Here is a 12,672-nt window from a genome sequence, read left to right as displayed (position 1 = left end):
TGGGAGCGAGTAGCTTCACAGCGCCACCTGCAACGGCGCGGATAGTCCAGCCCTGACGTACCGTTCGAGCGCGCTGAAGAGCTGCACATAGCGCTCGATGGCGTCTGCGGCCACCTCCACGCTCCAGTCGTTGAGACTGGCCGGCATGAACGGTGCGAGATAGTCCGCGTATGCTGCAACGATGTCATCGCGGCCGGGTGGCGGCTGCGCAAGCTTGCTGCGCACGAGCATCGGCAGCTCGACGATCTCGCCGACGGGAGAGGCGCTCGGGAACACGCTGACGGGGGAGTCGCCCAGCATGATCACTGGCTTGCCGAGCAGGGCAGCCTCCAGGCCCATGGTGCCTTGGATCGAGACGACGAGGTCGGCGCGCTCTATGAAGCTGCGCGTATCGGCAAACGGCCGCACCAGTTCCACGCCGGGAAACGACTGCATCCGTTCGAGCTGCTCGCGCGAGTAGTTCGCGACATCGCTCTTGTGAATCTTCACCAGCAGCTTGTGCGACGGCGGTATCGACCGGGCCAGCAACTCGATGACCCAGATCTGGTTGCTGAAGAACGGAGCCCACACGTCGATGGAAGACTCCGGCTGCAGGTGCAGACCGAACAGCACGTAAGGTGTGTCTGGCACCTGCGCAAGCGTGTGAGCTTCCGAAAGTGCCCGGCGGGCAGCCGCAGCACGGCGCTTGTGCTCCAGCGCGGCCCACACGTCGTGCTCGACGCGCTTCTGCGTGAACTGCACGTATTCACGATCCCGCGCATTGCGAATCGTGCGAGTCAGAGCCGAAAACCGTGCGGGGAGTCTGCTCAGCCTGCGCGGCAGGGACGATACTTGCGGCGCGATGAACGCATGGGCCTGAATGTCCCGAGTCTCGAACTTGCGCAGGGCGCCTTCAGCGATCTCTCGCAACTCCCCTGAAGCCGGTCCGGTCAGGCTCACTCTCGCCGCCGGCGACATCCGATCGCAAAAACAGGCCAGCCCGGGCGGTATGACGCTGAAGTTCAGCGCGAACCAGGGAATGTTCAGGTGCCTGGCAGCGGCCAGAGCGAGACCGCCGTGCAGGGCATCGAATGCTCCGATGATCACGTCCGGACTGATTCTGCGGTACAGCTCGATCAGCCTGCGCACCAAAAACGTCGCATATCGCAGAGCGTCGCGCCCATCGATTTTCGACACGACGCGGTCACCCAGGATCATGTTGTGAATCGTGGGAATGTCCGGCCGTTCGAGCGAGGCCAGGAGGCCTGGATCCGGATCGGGCATGCTCTCATGCGAATGCGAGCGAAAGAAATGGATGTCCGAGCGGCGGGCGAGGTCCGGGCAATCTTGCGCCACGTAGCTGGGATGGACGATGTGGGAAAATCGCGCGGCGCTCTTCGCGGCCACGGGGTCACATAGTCCTTCGACGAGGCGCCGCTCCCATCCCACGGTAACTATGTGAAAGGCACGTGGACGATTCATGTCGGAACTCGAAGCTGCATCGTGCGGATCGCGTGGCAGGTAACTGTCACTCGATATCCTCCTGGCGAACTGGCTCGCCGCGCGCGATATCGCTTGGCGCGCTGTCCGATCACGGAAGTCAGTGACTGCGCGGGAGCAGCCCCAGACCCGGAGCCGCAATCCAATGTACAAACTTTGACACCCATGGCTAGATCAAATCCCAGCTCATGGCAGTGCCCCGCCGCACATCTCTGTTGACTGTCTTGCCGAGCAGTTGCGGCAGATATTTTGTGGGTAGTCCAAGACCAGGGCGGATGGCACGCAGGTTCTCCGGTGTGAGCTTGTCGCCGGCTTGCATGTCTTTGACCACGTACAACGAACGCCGGAACTGAATGGATTTGTGCTCTGCTGGCGTGATGCCATAGGACACTCCTCCCAAAGCCTGCCAGGCTCGCGTGCTTTCTGTGACGAGCTGCGTCATCTCGGCTGGTTCCATGGAGAACGCGCTGTCCACGCCCCCATCTGCGCGTCGAACCGTGAAGTGCTTCTCGATGACCGTTGCACCGAGCGCCACGCTTGCCACAGCTACCCCAACGCCCATCGTGTGATCGCTTAGCCCGACTTCGCAGTCGAACAATTCACGAAGATGTGGGATCGTCTGGATGTTCGTATTCTCCGGGCTCGCCGGGTACGTGCTCGTACACTTCAGCAGGACCAAATGCTCGCAACCGGCGTCGCGGGCTGTGCGGACGGTTTCGTCGAGTTCCGCCACGGTAGCCATACCCGTAGAGATGATCAACGGCTTGCCTGTGCTAGCAACACGGCGAATCAGCGCCAAATCGGTGTTCTCGAACGAGGCGATCTTGTAACAGGGAACCCGCAAGTCTTCCAGGAAGTCTACGGCCGAATCATCGAACGGAGTGCTGAAAGGAATCATGCCCAACTCACGCGCGCGGGCGCATATCGGCTCGTGCCATTCCCACGGCGTGTACGCCTGAGCGTACAACTTGTATAAAGACGTGCCCGACCACAAGCTTGCCGCGTCGCCAATGTGGAACTCCCGCTCGTCCAGATCGATGGTCATCGTGTCCGGCGTATAGGTCTGAATCTTCAACCCGTGAGCGCCGGTGCGCGCGGCCGCTTCAACGATCTGCAGCGCACGCTCCAGTGACTGATTGTGATTGCCGGACATCTCGGCAATGATGAACGGAGGTTGATTGCGGCCGATGTATCGGCCGGCGATCGCGAAAGGTTTACTCTGCGACATAAGTTGGATCCTTCTCGATCCGGATCAGGTAGCGTCGGCCACGGAAGTCCATGAAGGCCGGATAACGCTGCGAATCGACGACGCGCAGCAGATCAAATTGCTCGGCGATACTTTTCTCGGGATCGAGCCGGCTGTGCTCCGGGCTACGCTTCGGCATGTACTCGCCTGCCTCGCCAATTTGCGGCTGCGGTTCGATGAGGCCCCACTGCTCCACAGCGGCGGTCATTAGCTCCAGCTCGATCTTGAACAACTGCTCGTTGATCTCCGGCAGTAGCTCATGTCCTGCCAGCGTAAACTTACGACGCAGCCACACCGGACCGCTGTCGATCGGGTCGGCGGCTTCCAGCAGACACACAGTGATCTCCGAGGCGCCGCCGAGGATCGCCCAGATATGCGGCGACCAGCCACGGCCGCGCGGCAAATCGCTGGCATGCAGCACCAGCACGGCGCCAAAGCGTTCCCTTTGCGCCTGTGGAATTCGCTGACTGCACGAAACCAGGAATAACAAATCGCCGCCGGTCAGCTCGCTTCGATCGTGGAGCAGACTCACCTCATGGCCAGCGTCGTTCTGTTGCTGCTGCCATCGCCGCAGGCAAGGCGTGACGGGATGCGCAGGATCGGTACACAATATCGTAATTTTCATGAGGCCTCCGCAAGCACGTCACACACTCGTGACGCACCACCACCATCCACCAGCGAGAAGGCCCGCGAAGACATCTCGAAGAGGCGCTGCGGATCCGCTTGCAGCGCCTCGATAGCCGCCGCGATGCTTTCCGGAGTAATCGCGGGTTCGTCACCGAGGAAAATACAGGCACCCTCCGCTTCGAGCGCGCGAGCGATGCCGTATTGGTTCTCCGCAAAGGATGCACAGAGCGTAGCGAGGCCGAGGCAGCAGCGTTCCCAGCTCGTCGAGCCGCCGGCTCCCAACGCCAGATCCGCACTTGCCATCAACGGCGCGAGGCGGTCGGTTTGCACGTAGCACACGTAACCGGCTCTCGCGCAGTGAGACTGAATTTCGGCGCGGCAGGGATGCTCTTCGCCGATAACCACGTCAGCAGCGAGCGACATGCCGCTCAAGCTGTCCAAGGCAGCGAGCGCGCGCCCTGTCAAGTTGTGCGGATCGACTCCGCCGAATAGCACCAGCACCCTCTTGAGGCCTCTCCTGCGCGGCAGGACCTGTGCGCGCACCTTTTGAAACTCCTCCCGCAACAGCGCATACCGTGGACCGAGCAACGCACGACAGCGATGCGGCATCAGGGTCGCATATCGTGTATGCATATCGGGAAAGATATTCTGATCCAGCAGCACGTCGCACTCATGAACGCGATCTGCCAAGTCATCGACGATCAGAATGCGCCTCACTTCGTCACGCATTGACGTCTCCCACCGGGCATCGATCCCATAGTGATCAACTATGAGCCAGTCCCATCTATATCCGCGCAGAGCCGTGCGCGTGTCAGCTGCATCAAGGTCAAGCGAAACATCGAGAAATGAAGAGTGCCGAAGCTGGTCCGGCATCTCAGGACTCTCCGGTGGACGCAACACGACGATCTCGTGACCGCGAGCACCGATAAGGTCCTGAAGACTTCGCGGAATCTGACGGCAAACGAAGCGTACTCGCGCACCACGCGCGGCCAATGCGTCCGCAAGCGTCAGGCAGCGCATTACGTGCCCGATCCCGATCAGACGCGACGCATCCGCGCGTATCGCAACATGCACGACAGAGACCCTCAGTTCAGACGCTTGAAGCCAGCATGACACACGGGGCCCTTCAACAAGGACTTGACGTCTCGACCTTGCTCGCACTCCTTGATCAACGCAAACACCGGGTTCAGCGCCGCAAAGTATCCGTCGAGAATGTCCGGCGTATGCTCAGTACACGCATACACGGCGGTCGAAGCCAAGTAGCCTCTCGCGAGCATTTCTTGCGTTAGCAGCGTCTTGTAGGCAAGCGCGTTCGGGCCCGCAAAGCTGAAGCTGGTAAGCGCAGGCAGTCCGCTGGTGCTGATGGTCAGGTCATACTTTCGCGCAAGTGCCTGCCAACGCGCGGTGATGTCTCGACCGATCATCGTGATCTTGTCCCAGGACTGTGTCCGCTCCATGACTTCTAGCGTCTTGAGAGCGGCTACCGGTCCGATACGCTCGGTCCAGAACGTACTGCTGATGAACGTGCCTTGCGCCGCCTCCATCACTTCGCGGCGCCCGATCGCAGCGGTGATCGCATAACCGTTGCCCAGCGCTTTGCCGAACATCGCAATGTCCGGCTCCACGCCATACATCTTGTGAAGTCCGCCAAAATTCTGCCGGAACCCTGAAGTGCACTCATCGAAGATGAGTACGATGCCCCGATCGCTCGCGAGCTTGCGAACCTGCTGAAGAAAGCCGTCGGCCGGGCCGAGATTGCGCGACACCTCCATCTTTATGACGCCCAGATCATGCTCGCTCGCCAGCCGCTGCAGCTCGCTGAAGTCGTTATAGTTAAAGGGGTATACCGTACCGCGGAGATTCTCCGGAACGCCTTTAGGCTCGAGTCCCGGCAACAGATGGCCTGCCAGGTTCTTTTCATCGCCCAAGTTGGCGGCCAAGTACCAGTCATGCCACCCGTGGTAGCCGCAGATAGCAACCTTGTCGCGTCCGGCAGCGGCACGCGCAATGCGTACTGCAATCGCGTTCGCCTCGCCGCCCGAACGCGCCAACCGCACCATGTCGGCCCACGGATGCAATTCCACCAGTCGTTCGCCCAGGTACACTTCTTCAGGGCAATTCAAGGTCGACATGTTGCCGGCATCGACGGCACTGCGCACAGCTGCATCGACATCAGGTTGTCCATATCCGAGCGTGTTCGTACCGACGCCCATCAGCGACATGTCTATGTATTCGCGACCATCCAGATCCCATACCCTGCATCCTCGTGCCCGGCTGAAATAAGCAGGCCACTGGTCAGGCAGGAACATTTCTGCACGTTTGGAAAGCAGCATGTTGCCGCCCGGAATGACGCGCTTCGCGCGTCTCCACAATTTTTGTCCCGCCCCCATGTGAGAACCCTCGTTGCGAAGCAAATGCCGATTGGCTTGGAATAGCTCGGGATTGTTCATGGAAAGCGCCAGAACGTCCTCCCACGAGAAGCCATGATCGGGATGAAAGTGCTCGTATACGTTCTTTATGACGGCAAGGTCTGCCGGCTCGTCGACTGTCCACCGAAGCGCAGACAGATCTTCGCCATGCGTGTAGTTTGCGCGCTTGAATCCGTCGGCTTCGCGCAGATACGGTGTCACATGCTCTCGGTGCTCAGGCTTCCGCGCTTGCGTATGAGCGCGCTGTAAAGCGGCGAAGTGGAATACTTCCGTATCCAGGCCGTCCGGATAGGTGGGGGGCGCGATATTGCTGGCATAGTCGGCGCCGCTCTCCAGAAAAAGGTTGATTACCGCGTCGACCAGCCGGGCGTCAACGAGAGGACAGTCTCCCGTAATCCGCACGACCACATCCGCACCTGCCTGCAGCGCCGCTTGATAGTAACGGTCGAGCACGTCCTGCTCGCTGCCTTGATAAACCATATGGCCGAGATCCTGAACATACTTCACCAACGGCCGATTGCGGGGATCGACCGATGTGGCTACGACGATGCGATCAAGGCGTGTCGATCGAGCTAGTCGCTCGAGCAACAATCCGATCATGGGCGTGCCGCAGATGGGCATCATGACTTTGTCTGGAAACCGTGCCGCCCCCATCCTCGCCTGAACAATGGCAACGATATTCACAGTAGCATCCCCATCTGAACCAGATCTTCCGAACGATCTCCGACGAGCACGTGCTTGGGACGCACTCCCTCGACAGCGAATCCTGCTTTCACGAACGCTCGCTCACTGCCCTTGTTGGCTGCATAGCAGCCCGCGCTCAACTTTCGGACGCCGAGCTGTGTGCGGGCGATATTCGCCATGAGCTTGATCGCATCGGTCGCCACGCCTCGTCCGTGTACAGCACGCTCCCCGATCAGAATTCCCACCTCACCGAGCCCATGCCGCCGGTTGATATCGAGCTTGATGTTGCCGACATGGCGTCCTTCGAACGAGGGGTAACGCAATCCGAGGAGCAGCACGTTCTCATCAGCCCTGCAGCTTGCGACGAAGGCTCGAGTCGACTCGAGCGTATGGTGCTGGAACCGGCTTTCCAGATAGCGATTCACTTGTGGATCATTGAGCCAGCTTACGTAGGCCTCGGTCACATCCGAGACTTCGAGCAGAAAGAGCTGCACTTTCTCGCCTTGCCAGATGGTCCTCGCCAGGTTCATCAGGTTGCCGTCCGTATCGGGATTCCCGCGTTGGTAATGTGAGCTCGGGTTTGTATCGGGTTCTGGTCCCGAAGAGAAAAGAACGTGCCCGCCGCGACCGCTTCCGCCGCGCCTTTCAGAAAGCCCTCTACGAAATGCTCTGCCAGGCCGCAACCGCCGGACAGGATCACGGGTACAGGCACGACATTCGCAATGGCACGGCAGACGTCCACATTGAGCCCGTTGCCGGTGCCATCTCGGTTGGCATCGGTGAGCAACAGCTCACCGGCACCGGCCCGAGCCGCCGCCACTGCCCAGTCGAGCACATCCAAGTCGGTTCTTTGCCGCGCACCCGAAGCGAACACGCGAAAGCCACGATCGCCGACGGGGCGAAAATCGATGGAGACAACAACGCATTGAGCACCGAACCGATCCGCAGCAGCGCTGATGAGGTCGGGGGAATCGAGCGCCGCGGAATTGATACAGACCTTGTCCGCACCATGCTCGAGCAGGCACGCAAAGTCCTCCACGCTGCGGACGCCTCCGCCGACGGCAAGCGGCATGAATGTTTCAGAAGCAAGCCGCTCGATCAGACTCAACATCACCTGATCGTCCTGGATGGGCGTACCGTCGATGTTCAGCACGATGAGCTCGTCGGCCAGCTGCGCCTCGTAGATCTTCGCCTGCGATACCGCATCTCCGACGTCGAGCACTTCGGTAAAGCACCGCGTCGTGACCAGAACCGGCCTCACTGCCGCCCCCATCTGCCGATGCTTGATCAGCAACTTGGGTATCAGGCGCTTTTTCAGTGCCGTGGCGCTCATTGAGTCAGAAAGCTCTCCAGGAAGCGCAGACCGCACGCTTGACTCTTCTCCGGATGAAATTGCACGGCCGTGACGTTGTCCCGCTGCACGATGGCGCTGAAGCGAGCGCCGTGCGAGCAATAGCCGAGCGTGCGACCCTGCTTCGGATCGTGGTAGGCGAAGGAATGATCGAAATAGAAGTCGGCGCGATCGCCTGCGCGGAACGATCCGTAGGCATACTGGAACTCAACACTGTTCCAACCCACGTGTGGCACTCTGATACCGGGGTGTGCGACCAGCCGTCTGATCTCGCCGCCCACCCAGCCCAAGCCCTCCGCCCGAGGCGACTCTTCGCTGTTGTCGCCAAGAAGCTGCATCCCGACACAGATCCCAAGCAAGGGACGCTGCTCGGCGAACACCCAGTGATGCACCAGCGCAAGCAGGCCGCTGGCACGAAAACGGTCGGCGCAGAATCCGAATGCCCCAACGCCGGGCAAGACGAGATGCGAACAGTCGGCCAGAGCATCCCCATCCTGGATACGGATGACGTCCGCTCCCAGACTGACAAACGCGTTCTCGATCGATTGAATGTTGCCGGCACGGTAGTCGACGAGGCCCACCACCGGCGTAGCGGCTCTCGCATTCATGTATTGGTGCGCGCATTGCGCGCCCGCCATCGCGCCAGAATAGACTCCGCATCGATCCGTACCATCGGGCCTTCGCGACTCCACCGCGCATGATCAGCAGTCTTCTCCCCGGGCAAGGTTCGCTCCGGCTCATGGACGTACGGACTTACCTGATGAGACATGGCGACCTCCAGGAACTCCTGTTCGCTGAGTCCGACAAACTCCAGGAAAAGGTCTAGGCTCCAGGGACGACGGCCCTCGTACTTCTCAATGAGCTCCTCGCCTTCTTCCTTGGTCATACGCCCATTGCGAACGTCCAGGGCGACCAGGTGCGACGGACGCGAATACCCTCGCTTGATGTACTTGATGTAATCACGCACTCCCTGCATGTAACACTCGATCTTCTCGTATCCGTACTGCGGCGGAACATTCTCGACCCGATCTCCCTGCCACCCCAGCTCGCTTTCGATCGTAGCTGCCTGACGCTTCACATCCCATGGGATGTAGGAACCCAGACAAACGGACCTGTATCTGAGCGAGCGCAGCTCCTTCAGCGGCGGATACGAGTAGGGCTTGAGGTCTCGGACATCGACCGTGCCGCCCAGGCGCACGAACATGTCTTCGGAGCTGATCCCGAGATTCACATAGCGATTGAAGCGCTTCTCATCGACTTCTTCCGCCTGGTCATAGCTGAAGTACGCGGTGTACTCCGCCGAAGGCTCGCCCCAGAAGATGAGCGGCACCTTCTTCTCGATGGCGATCCACATCGGATAGGAAAAGATTCCAGTGTGACAGTGCCAGCAGAAATCACCCTTTTCCAGGAAGCTCTGCAACATGAGGCGTTGCACGATTTTCCAGTTGGGCGTGAACGAAAGGATGTCGACGCCCAGACGTCTCACCGTTCGCTTGACGTTCTCTTCCAGGTTGGGCCGCATGAACCCGTGATCGAAGCGTACGACCAACGGTTTGATCCCGTATTCCTTGACCAGATAGTAGAGCGTCCAGGTACTGTCCTTGCCACCGCTGAAGGGCACGATGCAGTCGTAGTCCGCCTTGCCCCGGTGCTCCTCGATGAGCGCATCCAACTGCTTCTTGCGCTCTTGCCAATCGATCTTGTCCTTCTTGAATTCATGCTGGCGACAGATGTTGCAGACTCCATCGCTGTCGAAGGAGATCGTCTCGTGGGTTTCCGGCAGCCCGCATTTAGTACAACGTTTCATTCGTCACCTACTCCTGGCGCATGGACTTTGCGCCCCAGCGTCGCGGATCAATTACATCCAGATCGGTACAAGCCAATTCAGGGGCGCGTATCGGCCGCGCCCGCTCCCATGCGTCAAGGGCGGCGTGCAGTTGTTCCAGGCGATCGACGCCCAGCACACAGTAGCGAATGCCAGGAAACCCCTTGACGACGCTAAGTGCGGCCTGCAACGGGGCGAGCCCGTGATCGCTACAGAAGCGTGCCCATGCTGACAGCGCCTCGCCCGCGCCAACAACCCGGCGTGAGCCCTCTTCCACGGGCAGCATCAGCAGCCCCTGTAGCAACGCTGATCTCAAATGCAGCTCCACGCCCGCCGGCGCGCCTTCTGTCAGCAGCCGCTGATCCAATGCGTTTCCAGGTAGCTGCGCCATTGTTACGCCGGCCCGCGCACGAATCGCATGTAGATCTGCCGGCGAGTAGCACGAAACTCCGAGTCGGATGCCCGTGCCATGGGTGCTGGCCTGGGCTTGCTGCCACGCCACTTCGCCCATGCTCTCCAGCAGATCGGCGCCGCGGTGGAACAACAATGCAGCCAGGCGCCCCTCCAGGCGCGCGCGGCAGCGACGGACACAGCCATCGACGAACTCCGCCGTCATCGACTCGTCCGACTGCGAAGGTAGTGGCGGGATCTTCGAAACGAAGGTGAACTCGGTTCGCTGAGTCAAGCCGGCCAGGCGCTCTTCGATGTCGCCATAGGCAGTCGCCGTATCGAGCATTCGTATGCCACGATCCCACGCCGCCTGAAGGATGGCTGTCACTTCAGACTCAGGTACTGGCTCACCCCGGCCCGCAATCCCGTAGCGCAGTCCAAACTGGACCGTTCCTAATGCGAGCTGCACTCGATCGCTCACGGGACCAGCGCGTCCTTCAGTGCCTCGATCACCTGCCGCTGGCGAGCGGCATCGAGGTCGAAGTACATGGGTAGACTGATCGCGTTCTCGTAGTAGCGCTCCGCAACGGGAAAATCACCCCAGCCAAATCCCAGCGTCCGATAAAAAGGCTGCGTATGAACTGGAATGTAGTGCACGTTCACGCCGATTCCGGCAGCACGCATGCGCTCGAAGACCGTTCTGCGATCCACGCCGGCGACGCCAGCGTCCACTTGAACGACATACAGATGGAAGGCGGATAGAGCGTCTGGATGCTGGTACGGCAACGTCAACGGAAGATGCGACAACGCCTCATCGTAGACACGCGCTATCTCGCGCCGTCGCGCCACGAACTCATCGATGCGACTGAATTGACTCAATCCGAGCGCCGCCTGCACGTCGGTGAGGCGGTAATTGAAACCCAGCTCCAGTTGTTCGTAATACCACGGCGGCACATCCGACGCTTGCATCGCCGATCTCTCACGCGTAATTCCGTGCGTTCTCAGACGCTGCATCCGCGCCGCGAGCACCGCATCGTTCGTCACCGCCATGCCGCCCTCGCAAGTGGTGATGATCTTGACCGGGTGAAAACTAAAAACGGCGATGTCGCTGTACTCGCAACTGCCTATCGATTTGCCGCAGTAGTCGCCGCCTATTGCGTGGGATGCATCTTCGATCACTTTGAAGCGATAGCGCATCGCCAACGCACTTATGCCGCGCATATCGCACGCCTGACCTGCAAAGTGCACGGCAACCACCACCTTTGGCAGCGTACCTGCTCGCTCGGCGAGCTCGAGCTTTCGTGCAAGCGCATCGACGCTCATGTTGTAAGTGTGTGGATCGATGTCCACGAAGTCCACGGAGGCGCCGCAGTACAACGCGCAATTCGCCGAAGCCACGAAGGTATTGGGCGATGTCCACAAGCGGTCTCCAGGCCCCAGCTCCAGCGCAAGACAGGCGATGTGCAGCGCGCTGGTAGCCGAGTTCACGCCGACGGCATGACCCGCCCCCACCTTGCGCGCGATTGCCTGCTCGAACCTCGGAACCATGGGCCCCTGCGTGAGCCAGTCCGAAGTCAGTATCTCGACGACGGCATTCACGTCGTCGTTGGAGATGTGCTGGCGGCCGTAAGGAATCATTTCAGGTCCGCGCGCTCGTTCAATGCAACGATCTCGTCGATCGTCAGGAAATGCGGGTTCTTCCCCGAGTGATATTCGAATCCCCGCTCGACGCCGCGCCCCGACTCGCCGAGCCTGTTGGTCGAGAAATCGGCGCAGTTCGAGAACTGAATGGCAGGCTTGATAACGTAGTGGTCGTCGAACTCGATGGTGAGATGCGAGTCATCCGCCGGGCACATGACTTCGTGCAGCTTCTCGCCGGGGCGGATGCCGATGATCTTGTGCGGCAGCTGCGGCGCGAGCGCCCGAGCCAGATCGACTACCCGCACCGAGGGGATCTTCGGCACGAAGATCTCGCCGCCGTGCATGCGCTCGAAGTTTCTGAGCACGAAGTCGACACCCTGCTGCAACGTGATCCAGAAGCGCGTCATGGCCTTGTCGGTGATCGGCAGGTGGTCGCAGCCGTTCTCGATCTGCTTGCGGAAGAACGGCACGACCGACCCCCGCGAGCCGACGACGTTGCCGTAGCGGACGACGGCGAAGCGGGTCCGGTGTCCGCCGGCGAAGTTGTTGGCAGCGACGAACAGCTTGTCCGAGACCAGCTTGGTGGCGCCGTAGAGGTTGATGGGGTTCGCAGCCTTGTCCGTGGACAACGCGATCACCTTCTCCACGTCGTTCGCGAGCGCCGCGTGGATGACATTCTCGGCTCCGTGGATGTTGGTCTTGATGCACTCCATCGGGTTGTACTCTGCCGCCGGCACCTGCTTGAGCGCCGCTGCGTGGATCACGAAGTCGACTCCCCTCATCGCCTGGATCAGACGGTCGCGGTCGCGCACGTCGCCGATGAAGTAGCGCATGCAGTCCTGATGGAACTCCTGCTCCATCTCGAATTGCTTGAGCTCGTCGCGCGAATAGACGATCAGCTTTTTGGGGTTGTAGCGCCCGAGGATCGTCTTGACGTACTGCCTGCCGAACGAGCCGGTTCCGCCGGTGATCAGGATGGATTTGTCGTTGAACATGTACG

Annotated in this window: 12 protein-coding genes; all 12 read right to left on the bottom strand. The window is 60.4% G+C overall.

Going from position 1 to position 12,672, the window contains the following annotated elements; translation table 11 throughout:
* Positions 1 to 15: 15 nt before the first annotated feature.
* The 12 genes from VGE08_RS13385 to pseB all read right to left on the bottom strand — a co-directional run bounded on the left by VGE08_RS13385 (position 16) and on the right by pseB (position 12,667).
* A complete protein-coding gene (locus VGE08_RS13385; protein ID WP_331068397.1) occupies positions 16 to 1,461 on the bottom strand; it encodes a DUF354 domain-containing protein in 1,446 nt (481 codons plus the stop codon).
* 187 nt (positions 1,462 to 1,648) lie between these two features.
* A complete protein-coding gene (pseI, locus tag VGE08_RS13380) occupies positions 1,649 to 2,707 on the bottom strand; it encodes a pseudaminic acid synthase (RefSeq protein WP_331068396.1) in 1,059 nt (352 codons plus the stop codon).
* Positions 2,694 to 3,350, bottom strand: coding sequence for a formyltransferase family protein (locus tag VGE08_RS13375; RefSeq protein ID WP_331068395.1), 657 nt, complete (start codon positions 3,348 to 3,350; stop codon positions 2,694 to 2,696). The genes pseI and VGE08_RS13375 overlap by 14 nt, the downstream gene beginning before the upstream one ends.
* Entirely contained in the window at positions 3,347 to 4,426 is a 1,080-nt protein-coding gene (gene pseG / locus VGE08_RS13370; protein ID WP_331068394.1) for a UDP-2,4-diacetamido-2,4,6-trideoxy-beta-L-altropyranose hydrolase, read from the bottom strand. Before pseG ends, VGE08_RS13375 begins: the two co-directional genes overlap by 4 nt.
* An 11-nt stretch (positions 4,427 to 4,437) precedes the next feature.
* The gene (locus tag VGE08_RS13365) at positions 4,438 to 6,465 is read right to left on the bottom strand and encodes an aminotransferase class III-fold pyridoxal phosphate-dependent enzyme (RefSeq protein WP_331068393.1); all 2,028 of its coding nucleotides are present in this window, start codon (positions 6,463 to 6,465) and stop codon (positions 4,438 to 4,440) included.
* Complete coding sequence (locus tag VGE08_RS13360) at positions 6,462 to 6,995, bottom strand: GNAT family protein (protein ID WP_331068392.1); 534 nt, start codon at positions 6,993 to 6,995, stop codon at positions 6,462 to 6,464. Before VGE08_RS13360 ends, VGE08_RS13365 begins: the two co-directional genes overlap by 4 nt.
* Entirely contained in the window at positions 6,995 to 7,798 is an 804-nt protein-coding gene (locus VGE08_RS13355) for an imidazole glycerol phosphate synthase cyclase subunit (protein WP_331068391.1), read from the bottom strand. Before VGE08_RS13355 ends, VGE08_RS13360 begins: the two co-directional genes overlap by 1 nt.
* Positions 7,795 to 8,424, bottom strand: a complete 630-nt coding sequence (hisH, locus tag VGE08_RS13350; RefSeq protein WP_331068390.1) for an imidazole glycerol phosphate synthase subunit HisH — start codon at positions 8,422 to 8,424, stop codon at positions 7,795 to 7,797. Before hisH ends, VGE08_RS13355 begins: the two co-directional genes overlap by 4 nt.
* The gene (locus VGE08_RS13345) at positions 8,421 to 9,623 is read right to left on the bottom strand and encodes an N-acetyl sugar amidotransferase (RefSeq protein WP_331068389.1); all 1,203 of its coding nucleotides are present in this window, start codon (positions 9,621 to 9,623) and stop codon (positions 8,421 to 8,423) included. Before VGE08_RS13345 ends, hisH begins: the two co-directional genes overlap by 4 nt.
* A 7-nt stretch (positions 9,624 to 9,630) precedes the next feature.
* Complete coding sequence (locus VGE08_RS13340; RefSeq protein WP_331068561.1) at positions 9,631 to 10,500, bottom strand: aldo/keto reductase; 870 nt, start codon at positions 10,498 to 10,500, stop codon at positions 9,631 to 9,633.
* 8 nt (positions 10,501 to 10,508) lie between these two features.
* The gene (gene pseC, locus VGE08_RS13335) at positions 10,509 to 11,669 is read right to left on the bottom strand and encodes a UDP-4-amino-4,6-dideoxy-N-acetyl-beta-L-altrosamine transaminase (RefSeq protein WP_331068388.1); all 1,161 of its coding nucleotides are present in this window, start codon (positions 11,667 to 11,669) and stop codon (positions 10,509 to 10,511) included.
* The gene (gene pseB, locus VGE08_RS13330; protein ID WP_331068387.1) at positions 11,666 to 12,667 is read right to left on the bottom strand and encodes a UDP-N-acetylglucosamine 4,6-dehydratase (inverting); all 1,002 of its coding nucleotides are present in this window, start codon (positions 12,665 to 12,667) and stop codon (positions 11,666 to 11,668) included. The genes pseC and pseB overlap by 4 nt, the downstream gene beginning before the upstream one ends.
* Positions 12,668 to 12,672 lie beyond the last annotated feature (5 nt).

The organism is Steroidobacter sp. (genome assembly GCF_036406195.1).
Classification (GTDB): Bacteria; Pseudomonadota; Gammaproteobacteria; order Steroidobacterales; family Steroidobacteraceae; genus Steroidobacter.
Note: the sequence above shows the minus strand (reverse complement) of the source record. Positions and strands in the feature narration are given on the sequence as shown.

Coding starts and splice junctions, on each gene's coding strand:
- pseI (WP_331068396.1), bottom strand. CDS start 2,707: ATGTCGCAGAGTAAACCTTTCGCGATCGCCGGCCGATACATCGGCCGC.
- VGE08_RS13345 (WP_331068389.1), bottom strand. CDS start 9,623: ATGAAACGTTGTACTAAATGCGGGCTGCCGGAAACCCACGAGACGATC.
- pseC (WP_331068388.1), bottom strand. CDS start 11,669: ATGATTCCTTACGGCCGCCAGCACATCTCCAACGACGACGTGAATGCC.
- VGE08_RS13385 (WP_331068397.1), bottom strand. CDS start 1,461: ATGAATCGTCCACGTGCCTTTCACATAGTTACCGTGGGATGGGAGCGG.
- VGE08_RS13375 (WP_331068395.1), bottom strand. CDS start 3,350: ATGAAAATTACGATATTGTGTACCGATCCTGCGCATCCCGTCACGCCT.
- VGE08_RS13360 (WP_331068392.1), bottom strand. CDS start 6,995: ATGAACCTGGCGAGGACCATCTGGCAAGGCGAGAAAGTGCAGCTCTTT.
- VGE08_RS13355 (WP_331068391.1), bottom strand. CDS start 7,798: ATGAGCGCCACGGCACTGAAAAAGCGCCTGATACCCAAGTTGCTGATC.
- pseB (WP_331068387.1), bottom strand. CDS start 12,667: ATGTTCAACGACAAATCCATCCTGATCACCGGCGGAACCGGCTCGTTC.
- hisH (WP_331068390.1), bottom strand. CDS start 8,424: ATGAATGCGAGAGCCGCTACGCCGGTGGTGGGCCTCGTCGACTACCGT.